The 14,795-nt window shown below is 61.5% G+C and carries 12 protein-coding genes, 1 tRNA gene and 1 pseudogene; 4 read left to right on the top strand and 10 right to left on the bottom strand.

The annotated features are described in order from the left end of the window. Positions 1–158: 158 nt before the first annotated feature. From lon to QEZ49_RS03545, 5 genes and pseudogenes are all read right to left on the bottom strand, one after another. Positions 159–2,584, bottom strand: a pseudogene (gene lon, locus QEZ49_RS03565) (endopeptidase La). A gap of 316 nt (positions 2,585–2,900) precedes the next feature. Continuing rightward, the gene (clpX, locus tag QEZ49_RS03560) at positions 2,901–4,154 is read right to left on the bottom strand and encodes an ATP-dependent Clp protease ATP-binding subunit ClpX (RefSeq protein ID WP_068458949.1); all 1,254 of its coding nucleotides are present in this window, start codon (positions 4,152–4,154) and stop codon (positions 2,901–2,903) included. 365 nt (positions 4,155–4,519) lie between these two features. Further along, complete coding sequence (locus QEZ49_RS03555; protein WP_280384284.1) at positions 4,520–5,170, bottom strand: ATP-dependent Clp protease proteolytic subunit; 651 nt, start codon at positions 5,168–5,170, stop codon at positions 4,520–4,522. Positions 5,171–5,457: 287 nt separating this feature from the next. Continuing rightward, positions 5,458–6,810 carry a trigger factor gene (gene tig, locus QEZ49_RS03550; RefSeq protein WP_280384281.1) on the bottom strand — a complete coding sequence of 451 codons (1,353 nt, stop codon included), beginning with the start codon at positions 6,808–6,810 and terminating at the stop codon, positions 5,458–5,460. Positions 6,811–6,871: 61 nt separating this feature from the next. Then, positions 6,872–6,956, bottom strand: a tRNA-Leu gene (locus QEZ49_RS03545). Positions 6,957–7,238: 282 nt separating this feature from the next. Here QEZ49_RS03545 and QEZ49_RS03540 point away from each other — a divergent pair. Continuing rightward, on the top strand, positions 7,239–8,279 hold the full coding sequence (locus tag QEZ49_RS03540; RefSeq protein ID WP_280384279.1) for a cysteine synthase A: 1,041 nt from the start codon (positions 7,239–7,241) through the stop codon (positions 8,277–8,279). Between the two features lie 124 nt (positions 8,280–8,403). Next, positions 8,404–9,276, top strand: a complete 873-nt coding sequence (gene sseA / locus QEZ49_RS03535; RefSeq protein ID WP_280384278.1) for a 3-mercaptopyruvate sulfurtransferase — start codon at positions 8,404–8,406, stop codon at positions 9,274–9,276. Positions 9,277–9,412: 136 nt separating this feature from the next. Here sseA and QEZ49_RS03530 read toward each other — a convergent pair whose 3' ends face one another. Further along, entirely contained in the window at positions 9,413–9,595 is a 183-nt protein-coding gene (locus QEZ49_RS03530) for a hypothetical protein (RefSeq protein ID WP_068458944.1), read from the bottom strand. A gap of 231 nt (positions 9,596–9,826) precedes the next feature. Beyond that, the gene (locus QEZ49_RS03525; protein WP_280384277.1) at positions 9,827–10,369 is read right to left on the bottom strand and encodes a peroxiredoxin; all 543 of its coding nucleotides are present in this window, start codon (positions 10,367–10,369) and stop codon (positions 9,827–9,829) included. Positions 10,370–10,600: 231 nt separating this feature from the next. Here QEZ49_RS03525 and QEZ49_RS03520 point away from each other — a divergent pair, with 231 nt between their 5' ends. Then, positions 10,601–11,863, top strand: a complete 1,263-nt coding sequence (locus QEZ49_RS03520) for an amino acid permease (protein WP_280384276.1) — start codon at positions 10,601–10,603, stop codon at positions 11,861–11,863. Between the two features lie 123 nt (positions 11,864–11,986). Here QEZ49_RS03520 and QEZ49_RS03515 read toward each other — a convergent pair whose 3' ends face one another. From QEZ49_RS03515 to QEZ49_RS03505, 3 genes are all read right to left on the bottom strand, one after another. Beyond that, a complete protein-coding gene (locus QEZ49_RS03515; RefSeq protein ID WP_280384274.1) occupies positions 11,987–12,325 on the bottom strand; it encodes a hypothetical protein in 339 nt (112 codons plus the stop codon). Positions 12,326–12,549: 224 nt separating this feature from the next. Further along, positions 12,550–12,855 (bottom strand): polyhydroxyalkanoic acid system family protein, encoded by a 306-nt coding sequence (locus QEZ49_RS03510; protein WP_280384272.1) that lies wholly within the window; start codon positions 12,853–12,855, stop codon positions 12,550–12,552. A gap of 131 nt (positions 12,856–12,986) precedes the next feature. Next, positions 12,987–13,295, bottom strand: a complete 309-nt coding sequence (locus QEZ49_RS03505; RefSeq protein ID WP_280384269.1) for a plasmid stabilization protein — start codon at positions 13,293–13,295, stop codon at positions 12,987–12,989. A gap of 166 nt (positions 13,296–13,461) precedes the next feature. Here QEZ49_RS03505 and QEZ49_RS03500 point away from each other — a divergent pair, with 166 nt between their 5' ends. Then, positions 13,462–14,730, top strand: coding sequence for a DUF763 domain-containing protein (locus QEZ49_RS03500; protein ID WP_280384267.1), 1,269 nt, complete (start codon positions 13,462–13,464; stop codon positions 14,728–14,730). Positions 14,731–14,795: the final 65 nt, after the last annotated feature.

Raw genomic sequence — 14,795 nt, 5'->3', positions numbered from 1 at the left:
CAAGTGGGAAAAGGCGCCAATTTGCCCGAAAAACATGGGGAAATGCGCGCTCTGACCTGCACATGACGCCAATGGAAAACCCCGCGCCGAAGCGCGGGGCTCTTTAGTTGCGCATCACACCTTTGGCGAGTGCCGCGATGTGTGCATTTCGCGAGATATCAATGTGCAGTGGCGCGAGAGCCCGCTGCGCCTTCTTCGCCCTTTACAGCAGCGGCTTCCGCCGCTTCGTCCCACACGAGGCGCTCCGGCAGCCTGACAAGTGCCGTCTTCAGCACCTCATCAACGCGAGCCACCGGAACGATGTCGATCTTGTTCTTGATCTCGTCCGGAATCTCGCTGAGGTCCTTAACGTTCTCTTCAGGGATAATGACGGTTTTGATGCCACCGCGCAGAGCCGCCAGCATCTTTTCCTTCAATCCGCCGATCGGAAGCACCCGGCCGCGCAGCGTGATCTCGCCCGTCATGGCGACATCCTTGCGCACCGGAATACCCGTCAGCACCGAGATGATCGTCGTAGCCATCGCGACACCGGCCGAGGGACCATCCTTCGGCGTCGCGCCTTCCGGCACGTGCACGTGGATGTCCTTCTTCTCGAACAGCGAAGGATGGATACCGAAGTCAACCGACCGCGACCGCACGTAAGCGTTCGCTGCCTGGATGCTTTCCTTCATCACATCGCGCAGGTTACCGGTGACCGACATCTTGCCCTTACCGGGCATCATCACGCCTTCGATCGTCAGCAGTTCGCCGCCAACTTCCGTCCACGCAAGACCGGTCACGATGCCGACCTGATCCTCAAGCTCAGCCTCGCCGTAGCGATACTTCGGCACGCCGAGATAGGATTCGAGGTTCTCCAGCCGAAACGTGCACAGTCTTGTTCTCGGTGGTGATGATCTCCTTCACCGCCTTGCGAGCCAGCTTGGCAACTTCACGCTCGAGCGAGCGAACGCCCGCTTCGCGGGTGTAGCGGCGCACGAGCTGCAACAGCGCGTCGTCGCCCACCGTCCATTCAGCCACTTCAAGACCATGCGCCTGACGCTGCCCCGGAATGAGGTGGCGCTTGGCGATTTCGATCTTCTCGTTCTCCGTGTAACCGGCGAGACGGATGATCTCCATACGGTCCATCAGGGCCGGCGGAATGTTCAGCGTGTTGGCCGTCGTCACGAACATCACGTTCGACAGGTCGTAATCGACCTCGAGGTAATGGTCATTGAACGAACCATTCTGTTCCGGATCGAGCACCTCCAGCAGCGCCGCTGCCGGATCGCCACGGAAGTCCGCGCCCATCTTGTCGATCTCGTCGAGCAGGAACAGCGGATTAGTCCGCTTCGCCTTGCGCATCGACTGGATAACCTTGCCGGGCATCGATCCGATATACGTGCGACGGTGACCACGGATCTCCGCTTCGTCGCGCACGCCGCCAAGGCTCATGCGCACGAACTCACGTCCGGGTCGCGTTCGCGATCGACTTGCCGAGCGAGGTCTTGCCGACGCCGGGCGGGCCAACGAGGCACAGGATTGGCCCCTTCAGCTTGTTAGTGCGCGCCTGCACGGCGAGATACTCAAGGATGCGCTCCTTGACCTTGTCCAGGCCATAGTGCTCCGCGTCGAGAACGTTCTGCGCCTCGTCGAGATCCTTCTTGACCTTGCCCTTGACGCCCCACGGGATCGACAGCAGCCAGTCGAGATAGTTGCGCACGACTGTGGCTTCCGCCGACATCGGGCTCATCTGCTTGAGCTTCTTCAGCTCAGCCAGGGCCTTGTCGCGGGCTTCCTTCGAAAGCTTGGTGTTCTCGATCTTCTCTTCGAACTCGGCGATGTCATCGCGCTCGTCGCTATCACCGAGCTCCTTCTGGATCGCCTTCATCTGCTCGTTGAGATAGTATCGGCGCTGCGTCTTCTCCATCTGGCGCTTTACACGCGAGCGGATCTTGCGCTCCACCTGCAGCACGGAGATCTCGCTCTCCATCAGGGTGTAGACGCGCTCCAGACGCTCCGAGATCGTCGCCGTCTCCAGGATTTCCTGCTTGTCGGCAATCTTGATCGCAAGATGCGAGGCGATCGTATCCGCCAGCTTCGAGTAGTCCTCGATCTGCGCGACGTTGCCCAACACCTCCGGAGAGATCTTCTTGTTGAGCTTCACATAGCTCTCGAACTGCGTCACGGCCGAACGGGCCAGCGCCTCGATCTCTTCCTTGGCACCGACAGCCTCTTCAACCGGCTCAACCTCGGCTTCGAAGTAGTTCGGGTTCTCGGTGTAGCTGATGATGCGCGCACGCGATGCGCCTTCGACCAGCACCTTCACGGTGCCGTCCGGCAGCTTCAGAAGCTGCAGCACCGATGCCAGCGTACCAACCGGATAGATGGCGTCGGTCGCCGGATCGTCATCGCCAGCGTTCTTCTGCGCGGCAAGCAGGATGTGCTTGTCGGAACGCATCACCTCTTCGAGCGCGTTGATCGACTTATCGCGTCCCACGAACAACGGCACGATCATGTAGGGGAACACGACGATGTCGCGCAACGGAAGGACAGGGTAAAGGCCCTTACCTGCGGTCTTTTCTTCGGTGTTGGTGTCGTCGCCCATTTCGCTACCTATCTGGCCGCCTGCTCCTGCGCCGAGTGTTGTCGGAGAAATTGGAGTTCCCCACGTCTTCTCGACGCTCGATCCGGGCATCTGGCACGCATGCCCGGGCACTTTTGAGGCGGACGCCGCACGAGCCTGTGAAAACTCACCGCCTTCGACATCTCACAACAATCCGAAGGCGGCACACTCATAAAAATGGGTGCCTACCGCCTCTGGATCAAGAGCTATCCGCGCGGCCAGTACCGCGACGGTGCCGCATCGTCCGGGAAACTCCGCCATCCCACGGGGCGGAGCAGTTCAAGCATCAGTGCTCCGATCACGAAGCGCTTGAACCCTTCTCGTCGGCCCGCTCCGAGTAGATCCTAAGCGGCCGCGCACTGCCTTCAACCACTTCCGGTCCGATAACGATCTCTTCCACACCCTTCATCGAGGGCAGGTCATACATCGTATCGAGCAGGATGCCTTCCATGATGGAACGCAGGCCGCGGGCACCGGTCTTGCGCTCGATAGCCTTGCGGGCCACCGACTTCAGCGCATCGTTGGTGATCGACAGCTTCACGTCTTCCATCTCGAACAGGCGCTGATACTGCTTCACGAGCGCGTTCTTGGGCTCGGACAGAATCTCGACCAGCGCATCCTCGGAGAGGTCTTCCAGCGTGGCGATGACCGGCAGACGACCGATGAATTCGGGGATGAGACCGAACTTCAACAGATCTTCCGGCTCCACTTCGCGAAGGATCTCGCCCATGCGGCGTTCTTCCGCGTCGTTCACCGTTGCACCGAAACCGATCGACGTGCCCTTGCCGCGACGCGAGATGATCTTGTCGAGGCCGGCGAAGGCGCCACCGCAAATGAACAGGATGTTGGTCGTGTCGACCTGCAGGAACTCCTGCTGCGGGTGCTTGCGGCCACCCTGCGGAGGCACGGAGGCAACGGTGCCTTCCATGATCTTCAGCAGTGCCTGCTGCACGCCCTCGCCCGACACGTCGCGGGTGATCGACGGATTGTCGGACTTGCGCGAAATCTTGTCGACCTCGTCGATATAGACGATGCCGCGCTGCGCACGCTCGACGTTATAGTCAGCGGCCTGCAGCAGCTTCAGGATGATGTTCTCGACATCCTCGCCGACATAGCCCGCCTCGGTCAGAGTCGTGGCATCTGCCATCGTGAACGGAACATCCAGCATCCGCGCCAGCGACTGGGCCAACAGCGTCTTGCCGCAGCCGGTCGGACCGACCAGCAGGATGTTCGACTTCGCGAGTTCGACGTCGTTGTTTTTCGAAGCGTGGTTCAGGCGCTTGTAATGATTGTGCACGGCCACCGAAAGCACGCGCTTGGCGTGATACTGACCGATTACGTACGAGTCCAGAACCGCGCAAATCTCTTGCGGAGTGGGCACGCCGTCGCGCGACTTCACCAGGGTGTTCTTGTTCTCTTCCCGGATGATGTCCATGCACAGCTCAACGCATTCATCGCAGATGAACACAGTCGGGCCGGCAATGAGCTTGCGCACCTCATGCTGGCTCTTGCCGCAAAACGAGCAATAGAGAGTGTTTTTCTCTTGAGCCATCTCGGTTGTCTTACCCCTCCTCGGGTCGCTCGAGCGCTGGATCAGCCGGCGCCCGCCTTGGAAGATTCCTGTCTCGTCCCACCTGAGGAAGCGGTACCCGAGTCCATTACATTGATCTCAGCACGCTAGCGTTCCGTAGATCAAGATTGGATTAACGGATAATGGTCCCGATTACCCCGCAGCGACGCGATTGCCACAGATTTATGGCGACGTTTGATGGCAAGCCTGAGGCTACCGCGGCGCACCATCTCAACCCCTTGGTCTGCCCCCTTGGGAGGGGACAGATGGGTAGCATGGCCGCCCTTGCCAAGCGGGGCAAGTGCGGCAATGGCACCGCAGCCCGCTGACCTGCCTGCAGTTCTGGGTTAGCTGGCGCTCTTGGGCTCTTCGGCCGCAGTCTCTGCCGCCGCCCGCTCAGTCAGCACCTTGTCGATGATGCCAAATTCCTGCGCCTGCTCGGCGGTCATGAAGTAATCGCGGTCCAGCGTGCGCTCGATCATCTCGTACGGCTGGCCGGTATGCTTCACGTAGACCTCGTTCAGGCGGCGCTTCATCTTGATGATGTCCTCGGCGTGGCGCTCGATATCCGAGGCCTGACCGGAAAACCCGCCTGAAGGCTGGTGAACCATGATGCGAGCGTTGGGCAGCGCAAAACGCATACCTGTTGCGCCCGCACAGAGTAGCAGCGAACCCATCGACGCCGCCTGGCCGATGCACAGCGTCGAAACCTGCGGACGGATGAACTGCATCGTATCGTAGATCGCCATGCCCGCCGTGACGACACCGCCCGGCGAGTTGATGTACATGGAGATTTCCTTCTTCGGATTATCCGCCTCAAGGAACAGAAGCTGCATACAGATCGATGCAGCCATATGGTCCTCAATGGGGCCCGTTACGAAGATGATGCGCTCCTTGAGCAGGCGCGAGGGCAGATCATAGCCGCGCTCGCCACGATCTGTCTGCTCAACCACCATCGGCCAGAAGGTGTTCGTGATTGTGCTGACCGGATCGCGCATGGCCCATTTCCTTTGTTGAATTCGGGGAGGCGGCGGACGAATCACGCCGACCTTGCAGTGTCTTTCTTGGGCAGTGCCGCCCGCCCGCGCAAGCCCCAAGCGGCGCGACCACAGGCAGCAAACTGCGAAAGGATCACGCATCCGGGGGAGAATGCTGACACCTTAGATGGAGAGCCTCATGGCTCTCCATCGCTATTCTTTAAGGGGCAAATACGCGGGCCCCAAAACCGCCCGCTCCCCTTTGGTTGAGACCCGGCCCACCAGAGCCAGACCCCATCGAGACCGCATTAGCTGTCGAGTTCATCGAGCTTGGCGAACAGCTCCTGGCGGGGGATCTTCCGCTCGATGGGCTTCGCCTTGTCGACGATGAAATCGACCACCTTTTCCTCGAAGATCGGCGCACGCAGCTCAGCCAGCGCACCCGGGGTCTTCTCGTAGTATTCGTAGACCTGCTTTTCCTGGCCGGGGAAGCGACGGGCCTGTTCCATCAGCGCACGACGCATTTCGTCCTGCGTGATCTTGAGCTCGTTCTTCTCGGCGATTTCGCCGATCACCAGCCCAAGGCGCACGCGGCGCTCTGCGAGCTTGCGGTACTCGGCGCGGGCCTCTTCCTCGGTCTTGCCTTCATCGGCCAGCGTCTTGCGCGAACGCTTGAGGTTTTCCTCAAGCTGGCCCCAGATGCCGTTGAATTCAGCCTCAACCAGCGACGGCGGCAGTTCAAAGTCGTGGCGCTCTTCAAGCTGATCCAGCAGATCGCGCTTCAGCTTCTGGCGCGACACACCGGCGTACTCGTTGCCGATCCGCTCGCGCAGATATTCCTTGAGCTGATCGAGGCTTTCAGCGCCCAGCGACTTGGCGAATTCCTCATCGACTTCCGGACGTACCGGTGCGCCGATTTCCTTCACCTTCACCGAGAAGATGGCTTCCTTGCCGGCCAGCTCCGCAACCGGATAGTCGGCAGGGAACGTCGCGGTAATGTCCTTCTCGTCGCCAGCCTTCACACCCGTCAGGCCCTCTTCAAAGCCCGGGATGAAGTTGCCACGACCCAACACGATCACCGCGTCTTCCGTGGTGCCACCTTCGAAGGCTTCGCCGTCGATCTTGCCGGCAAAATCAGCCGTTACCTGATCACCCGTCGAGGAAACGCGTCCCTCTTCGGCGGTGAAGGTAACGCTGCGGTCAACGAGTTCGCTGACGGCCTTCTCGATGGACTCTTCGTCGACATCGGCCACGAATTTTTCGAGCTTCAGATCCTCGAAGTTGGTCAGCGGGATAGGCGGCAGAACTTCGAAGCTCATCGAATACGACAGATCGGCCTGGCCGGAGAGCACACGCTCGATCTCGGCCTCATCCTCCGGCAGCTTCAGGTCCGGCTGCATGGCGGGGCGCATCTTCTTGTCGGCCAGCGCCTGATTGGAGCTGTCGCGAACAGCCTCCTGCACAACCTCGGCCATGACCGAGCGGCCATACATCTGCTTCAGGTGAGCGACAGGCACTTTGCCCTTGCGGAAGCCCTTGAGCTGCACCCGATCCTTCATCTGATCCAGGCGATCGTCAAAGCGCTTGGTGATCTCGCCTGCCGGCACAACAACCTGCAGAGTCCGCTTCAGACCCTCGCTGCTGGTTTCGGTAATCTGCATTTTTCTCCAACCTGCTCGTATCAGCCGACGGGGGCCGCTTGAATTCCTGCTGCCGGGAGCGTGGTGCGGGCGGAGGGACTCGAACCCCCACGCCTTGCGGCACTGGAACCTAAATCCAGCGCGTCTACCAATTCCGCCACGCCCGCGCGTCGCCCCCGCCTTCAGGCTCGGCGCAAGGCCGGACCTCTCGCCAGAAGCGAGTTTCTGGGCTGTCGGGATCGATCGGCCGCATGTATATCTGGCGCACCCCGCAAAAGGCAACGCCCTTTCAGGGGTCATTTGAGGTGCCGCAGCAAAAGAATGGTAAACGACAGTGCCGGGCGGCAGCCGCGAGTATGCTGAGCTTGCCCGCTGCCCTATCCCCACCGGTTGCGGCGTTCTGATCCTGCCGATAGCTTGTGAAGCCTATCCTTAACGGAGCCCTCCCGTTGCCACCTGCTTCAGATGTGGTCGCCGCCGTCGGCCATACCCTCCTTATTCGCCTGCGCCGCGCCTCCGAGGTGACTGGCTGCACCATTCTGGGCAAAGCCGAGTTCATGAACCCCGGCGCCTCGGTCAAGGATCGCGCCGCGCTCGGCATTCTTTCGGATGCGATGAACAGCGGCCGCCTGCGACCGGGCGGCACAGTGGTCGAAGGCACCGCTGGCAACACCGGCATCGGGCTAGCCGTGCTCGGCAACGCCCTCGGCCTCCGGACTGTGATCGTCATCCCGGTCACCCAGTCGCAGGAGAAAAAAGACGCGCTGCGGATGCTGGGGGCTCAGGTTGTAGAGGTTCCGGCGGTACCCTACCGCGACCCGAACAACTACGTGAAGTATTCCGAGCGCCTTGCCGAGGCCCTCGCCGCCACCGAGCCCAAAGGTGCCATCTGGGCCAACCAATTCGATAACGTCGCCAACCGCGATATCCACCGCGACACGACCGCCGCCGAAATCTGGGACGGCACCGCTGGCAAGGTCGATGGCTTCGTGGCTGCAGTCGGCTCAGGCGGCACGCTCGGTGGTGTCGCCCTGGGGCTGAAAGCCAAAAGCGCCCACGTGCGCATCGCTCTGGCCGACCCGCACGGCTCCGCGCTCTATTCCTATTACACCACCGGCGAACTGAAGGCCGAGGGCTCCTCCATCACCGAAGGCATCGGCCAGGGCCGCATCACCCGCAACCTGGAAGGCGCCCCAATCGACACCGCCTATCGCATCTCCGACGCCGAAGCGCTCGACGTCCTCTTTGCTTTGACGAAAGAGGAAGGGCTGTGCCTCGGCGGCTCCAGCGGCATCAATGTCGCCGGCGCCATTCGGCTGGCGAAAGATCTGGGGCCCGGTCACACTATCGTGACGATGCTGTGCGACAGCGGCACCCGTTACATGTCGCGGCTATTCAATCCGGCGTTCCTGCAAGAAAAGGCTCTGCCGGTGCCCGGTTGGCTGATGCACGATAACGGAATGCTTCCCGATGTTACGGCCAGCGGCTAGCGAACGCAGCCTAAAGCGCAGCTTGCATCCTTGCCGGTTCTGTCGCTTTTCCCTATGTCGCTAGCTGGCGCCGTCACCGAACGGTCCGAACCGAATTCTCAAACTCGTCTAAAGAGAGGGCAACGTGCAGGAAAGTGCGAAGAAGTGGATCGTCGATACCGATTGGCTCGCCTCGCATCTCGATGCCCCGGATCTGATCGTCATGGACGCAAGCTGGCACTTGCCGACGGCAAACCGCGATCCTAAGGCTGAGTATCTCGCTGAGCATATTCCCGGCGCGATGTTCTTCGACATCAACGATCTGACGGATGAAAAGTCGACACTGCCCCACATGCTGCCTTCGACGGTGAAGTTCGCCTCGCGCATGAAAAAGATGGGCGTGGGCGATGGCATGCGCATCGTGGTCTATGACACCCATGGGCTGTTCTCGGCCGCCCGCGCGTGGTGGACGTTCCGCGCGATGGGTCACGAGGATGTCGCCGTACTCGATGGTGGGCTGAAGAAGTGGAAGGCGGAAGGCCGTCCGCTGGAAGATGGCACGCCTGTTCGGCGTACTGAGCGCCATTTCACGCCGCTGATGAACTCATCGCTGATCCGCGATGTTGACGACATCAAGCAGGCTTTGAAAAAGCGCACGCAGATTGTCGATGCTCGCCCTGCGGCACGGTTCGAAGGCGCCGAGGCAGAACCCCGCCCCGGCCTTCGTGCAGGCTACATTCCGGGCGCCCGCAGCGTGCCTTCGCAGACTCTGATCAACGCCGATGGAACGCTGAAGACTGAAGTAGAGATTGGCAAGATCTTCGCCGATGCCGGCATCGACTGGCGTCAGCCAGTGATCACCACGTGTGGATCGGGCGTTACGGCATCCATCCTGTCGCTCGCGCTGGCCGTTCTGGGTCAGAACCAGGCCGCCGTCTACGATGGTAGCTGGGCTGAATGGGGCGCGGATGAAAGCCTGCCGATTGAAACCGGTCCGGCAAAAGAGCTGACCACCTGATACCTGATCGCTGCGCGACATGCTTAGCGGTCGCGCGACGCACATCGATGCAAAAAACAAAAGCGCTCCATACGGAGCGCTTTTTTATTTCGGGCTGATTTGCGCTTCCGACGTAACGATCCGAAGCTATCACGGTCTAGCTGGTCGCCTTCTGCTCCAGATGCGCAAGAATGGCGCGGGCCAGATCCGCCGCCTGTTCCGCAGGCAGATCGATCGCAGTCACTTCGCCCAGTTCATCAACAAAAATCGCAATCTGCCCGTGGCCCCGCTCTGTTACTTCGATGGAGCCACCCGGTGTCTGGCACGCGTAAATCGCCATTCTGCCCTCTTCGACATTCGTTCTGTTCAGCTGAAAGCGCACCACCTATGCGACCGTAGCGGCAGTCGACAAGTTCACGTTTCAAGGTTGCTCAAAACCTATGGCCGTTTGCAGGATTGCGAAACCCATAGTCCACCAGATCGCGAAATTAGGACTGCTTATGGCCGCGCAAATTAGGCGAGCTCGGCTGCGACGGCTCAACCGCATCGCTCCAAAGCGGCTGGATATCCGCTAATTCGCCTGCCCCGCCTTCCACTTTTTCACTGCTTCCAGCGTCTTTTCCACGTGGCCATGCGGATCGGGCGATGTGTGTTCGAGAATGATGCGGCCGTCGGGGGCGATAACATACGAGATGCGGTTGGCGTATTCTGGACGATGGGGCATCACCGCGTCATACGCCTGCATGATCTTGCGGTCGGCATCGGAGGCGACCGGAAACTTACCACGACATTCACTGGTCGAGAAGCGGTTCAGCGTTTCGATGTCGTCACCGCTCATGCCAATGACACTTGCACCCTGCGCGGCAAACTCATCCATTGCTTCGGCAAACAGATGCGCCTCAAGCGTGCATCCGCGCGTGAAGGCGGCAGGGTAAAAGTACAGCACCACGGGCCCTTTCTTAAGCGCCTCGGAAAGCTGAAAATCAAACTCCTTGCCGCCCAATGATGCACGGGCAGAAAACTCCGGCGCAGATGCGCCCGTCTTCAAGGCCGCATGTGCTGATGCCCCTAGAAACATCGTAACAAGAGCTAATGCTGCAAGGTGCAAACGCATTTTCCTGGACCTCTCAGTTACCGATCTTGCACCCGTGCCACGTCGGTTGCATCGGTGGGGAGCAACATTCCCGAAAAGGTGGCAGTGACGCATCACACACCATCTGGCCTTTCTCGATGACAATGATATGCGTCAGCGCAGTCGGAAACAAATATCACCGTGATCAGACCGCCATCGCTATAGTTTGTCGACGAGATTGCACCGATGCAACCAGCACCGATGGAGAGGCCGTTGGCAGGCAAAACTGCAACCGAAAGGGCAAGCCCATCGGAACCAAAGCTGCGGCGGTCACTCGGACTGACGCTAAGCGTTCTTTATGGGCTGGGCGTCACCATCGGCGCTGGCATCTATGTGCTCATCGCGCCCGCCGTGGCCCGCGCCGGAGCGCACGCGCCTTTATCGTTTCTGCTCGCCGCACTGGTGATGGTTCCTTCCGCAGCGGCGTTTGCCGAGCTTTCCTCACGCATGCCGCGCAGTGCCGGTGAAGCAACCTATGTGCGAGCCGGACTGCGTTCCGACATGCTGGCGCGCCTCGTGGGGCTTCTGGTTGTGGGCATCGCGGTGATATCCGCCGCCACGGTCAGCCGTGGCAGTGCGGGCTATATATCCGTGTTTCTGGACATCCCATCGGCAGCCATCGTTACCACCGTCGTGGTGCTGCTGGGCGCGCTTACAGCATGGGGCATCAGGGAATCTGTGACGTTCGCCGGTGCGATGACCATCGTTGAGGCCGGCGGTCTTGTGCTTATCATCGCTATCGGCGCTGCCTATCACACGCCGGAACTGTTCGAGCGGCTGCCCGAAGCTTGGCATGGCCTTGCCGACGCGAAGGTGATGTCCGGCATATTCGGCGCCGTGCTGCTGGCGTTCTTCGCCTTCACGGGCTTTGAGGGGTTGGCCAATCTGGCCGAGGAAGTGAAGGACCCGGCGAAAACGTTACCGCGCGCCATCTTCCTCACCCTGGTCATCGTCACCGTGCTCTACATGATGGTTGTATGGGTGGCGCTGATCGCCGTGCCCCATACCGAGCTGGCATCCTCCGACGCGCCACTAAGCCTGGTCTACGAACGCGTCACCGGTGCGCCGCCCGGCGTCATCACCGCCATCGCCATCGCGGCGACGATCAACGGCATCGTTGTGTTCATGGTGATGGGTTCACGCGTGATCTACGGCATGGCTTCGCAGGGGCTGCTGCCCGACTGGCTGGGCGCGGTGAACGGCCGGACGCACACGCCGGTTCTCGCAACCGCCATCGTCGTGGTCCTGGTATTGGCTCTGGCGCTGGCGTTCCCGATTGAGAAACTGGCCGAGGCCAGCTCTCGCGTGACGCTGGTTGTGTTTGCCTTCGTCAACGCCGCGCTCGTCAAACTGAAGCTGGACCGCGTGCCTGCCCCGGAAGGCTGCGTCACGATTCCAATCTGGGTGCCGGCCGCCGGATTTGCTGTAAGCCTCGGCCTGCTCGCGATCGAGTTTTATGCCAGCGGCGGCGGGTGATGGCGTCCCGGCGGCAGCTGCCAGCAGCCGCACATGAAAAAACGGCCGGGCGAGGACCGGCCGTTGAGCAACATTTGAGTCTCAGTCAGGAAGCGATCGTCATCCCGAGAACGCGCGCGAACGTCAGTCACGTCCGGCGCGGTTGCGCGGAACCACCCACGGACGCTCGTCAAACCCCATGCTGGATGGGTTAAGCCTGCTTGCGCCACGGTACATGTCACCGCTGAACTGCAGCCCCGTACGGGCCGTGCCCTCGGCAGCCTTGCTCTCCGCCAGACCAAGCTGGCTGCGCAGGTCGGTGTCGATGCTGACGCCCGACGAACCGCCGCCAACGTCCGGCGCAAAGTTTGCCGAGCCGCTACCTTCGTGCCCGCCGCTCTGCTGCACGTCGAACGCCAACGCCGGAGACGCCAACAGAGCAACAGCTACGATGGCGGCGCCTAGGGTCGATGCTGTTCGCATGAATCCTCATCCCCTCAACAAATCGAGCCTCAATTGTGCCGCCAATATTGGGCGCCCGCACGGCAAGGCTAGCACTTCAGTGCCATTTCCCGTGGGCGTGTAGCCGAACCGCAACAACATTCGCCGCCAATCGGTCAAAGCCGCCCTGATCTGCTACGCCAGGGGGTACCGCGCGCGAATATTTGGCGCTCGCTCAGCGTGCGCAAGTTGGCCGATTCCCGCGGCTATTTCTTCTCAAGCAGGGCCTTGGTGCGTCCGAGCAGAACTGTCTTCAGCGGCTCCCACAGCTTTTGCAGCAGCCCCGGCAGCATCACTTCGATGCGCACGGCCTGATCGAGAACCTCAAGCGATCCGGGCACCGATTGCCCCAGCGCCCGCACCGTGAACGCCATCCGGTCACCGCTCCATGGTTGTGGCTCGACCGCAACGAGGTTGCTTTGCGGCAGATTATGCATCCCTTCACGCAAGCGGCGTAGTGCCTCTTCACGCGAAAGCGTGTGCGGGATGGATACAATCAGCGGCGCGGCCATGGCTCACCTTCGCGTGCGGCGTGCCTCACCAGCCAGGCAGCAGCCGCATGGCGTTCAGCAGAAGCGGCAGCCAACTGGAAACGGGCTGGCGTGCCGGGCTGTGAAACACATGGCGGCTGTCTGGCCCGCGATCAAGCGGCCGCGCGACGCTTGCGGGTTGCAGCTGCCTTCTTGGCGGAAGCCGAACGGGCCGCCGCAGGCCGGGCCGCCGAAGCCTTGCCGCCCAGCCTGCCACCCTTGCGTGCTGCGGGCCGGCCGGTCGATTTGCCCTGACCCGAGCCGCCGGGATTGTTGCCGCCGCCGTCATCCTTGTTAACAGTCGCCCAGGCGCGGCGCTCCGCTTCCTTGGCTCCAACTCCACGCTGCTCATAGCCTTCAGCAATGTGATCGGCCTTGCGCTCCTGCTTTGCTGTGTATTTCGATTTCTCGCCACGCGGCATCGCCCTGCCTCCTGCACATATGCCTGCTGTTTGGGCGCAAATGCTTGCGCCTACGCGGAACTAATTCCGGCGTGGACGGAGAGTTCCTGCCAACAGAAATTTTCACGCCACGATGTCAGGCGCTGTCATCTGCTAGCCTGCGCAGCATCGAATCGATGGAGTGCCCATGCCACGCCGTTCCGGCAGCGCCGACCTGCCATTGCACACTGGACGCGTGCCGCCCTGGCTGGCGACGCGCATGGCATCTCTAGGTGCCGTCATCACCGAAACCATCGTGCTGCATTACGGCCGCGATGAATTTCTCAGCCGTCTCGCGCATCCGTTCTGGTTCCAGTCATTTGGCGCCGTGATGGGCATGGACTGGCATTCATCCGGCATCACCACCAGCGTCATCGGCGCGTTGAAGCGGGGTCTGGCGCCGCGCTCACGCGAACTCGGGCTGCACGTTTGCGGCGGGCGCGGCAAGCACTCACGCAAGACACCGGACGAACTGGCTGCGTTGGGTGAGCGCACGGGGTTCGATGCCAATGCACTCGTGCGCGCCAGCCGCCTTGTAGCGAAGGTTGACAGCGCCGCTGTGCAGGACGGTTTTGACCTTTACCTGCATGGCTTTTTCGTCACCGACGATGGCAAGTGGACGGTTGTGCAGCAAGGCATGAACGGCGACAGCCAGCAGGCGCGCCGCTATCACTGGCATTCCAGCGACGTGGGCGATTTCGTCAATGCTCCACACAGCGCCATTGAGGGCGAGACGCTCGGCAACATCGTCAATCTCACCGATCGGCGGGCTGGTGGCTCGCGCTCTGCGCAGCTCGATCTGCTGGCCGACATAGGCCCCGACGGTATCGCACGCGAATTCTCGCGCCTCACTGACAACGATAAAGCGCCGGAGCCCGAAGCACAGCCGATGCTGCCGCATCTCGTCATGCCCGATCATCATGACGTGCGATCGTCCGATGTGTTCACGCGGCGCCTGCATGCAACGCTTGCGGCGGCGGCGGAGCGTGGCCCTACCGACTTCCCTGAACTGCTGCTGACTCCGGGCGTTGGCGCGCGCACGGTGCGGTCGCTGGCGATGGTGGCGGAAGTCGTGCACGGCACACCATGCCGCTTCGACGATCCGGCGCGCTATTCCCTCGCTCACGGCGGCAAGGACGGACATCCGTTCCCGGTGCAGGTGAAGGTGTATGACGAAACCCTGCGCGTGCTCAAAAGCGCGGTGGAGCGTGCGCGGCTCGGCAACGACGAAACAATGGCTGCACTGCGTCGCCTGGATGCACAGGCGCGCTTGCTGGAAGGCGCCGTCAGCGGACCGTCACTGGATGCGTTCATGGCACAGGAGCGCGCGGCCAGCATTGAGCTGGAAGGGCGTTCGGTGTTCGGATGGGAGCGCGAACGCGCAGCGGGCAAGCGCAACGGTTTTGCAGGCCGCTGATCGGTGCGCGCCGCGATGCATCGCAGGTCACTGCAGTTGCATCTGCCCGCGCGCCTTGTGCCGCT

Source organism: Hyphomicrobium sp. D-2 (assembly GCF_029872155.1).
Classification (GTDB): Bacteria; Pseudomonadota; Alphaproteobacteria; order Rhizobiales; family Hyphomicrobiaceae; genus Hyphomicrobium_A.
The sequence above is the reverse complement of the archived record's forward strand: the minus strand, read 5'-3'. Positions and strand labels throughout refer to the sequence as shown.

What these genes read in the sequence shown, in the direction of transcription:
- clpX (WP_068458949.1), bottom strand. Translation starts at nt 4,154, where the DNA reads ATGGCTCAAGAGAAAAACACTCTCTATTGCTCGTTTTGCGGCAAGAGC.
- tig (WP_280384281.1), bottom strand. Translation starts at nt 6,810, where the DNA reads ATGCAGATTACCGAAACCAGCAGCGAGGGTCTGAAGCGGACTCTGCAG.
- QEZ49_RS03515 (WP_280384274.1), bottom strand. Translation starts at nt 12,325, where the DNA reads ATGCGAACAGCATCGACCCTAGGCGCCGCCATCGTAGCTGTTGCTCTG.
- QEZ49_RS03530 (WP_068458944.1), bottom strand. Translation starts at nt 9,595, where the DNA reads ATGGCGATTTACGCGTGCCAGACACCGGGTGGCTCCATCGAAGTAACA.
- QEZ49_RS03510 (WP_280384272.1), bottom strand. Translation starts at nt 12,855, where the DNA reads ATGGCCGCGCCGCTGATTGTATCCATCCCGCACACGCTTTCGCGTGAA.
- QEZ49_RS03505 (WP_280384269.1), bottom strand. Translation starts at nt 13,295, where the DNA reads ATGCCGCGTGGCGAGAAATCGAAATACACAGCAAAGCAGGAGCGCAAG.
- QEZ49_RS03555 (WP_280384284.1), bottom strand. Translation starts at nt 5,170, where the DNA reads ATGCGCGATCCGGTCAGCACAATCACGAACACCTTCTGGCCGATGGTG.
- QEZ49_RS03525 (WP_280384277.1), bottom strand. Translation starts at nt 10,369, where the DNA reads ATGCGTTTGCACCTTGCAGCATTAGCTCTTGTTACGATGTTTCTAGGG.
- QEZ49_RS03500 (WP_280384267.1), top strand. Translation starts at nt 13,462, where the DNA reads ATGCCACGCCGTTCCGGCAGCGCCGACCTGCCATTGCACACTGGACGC.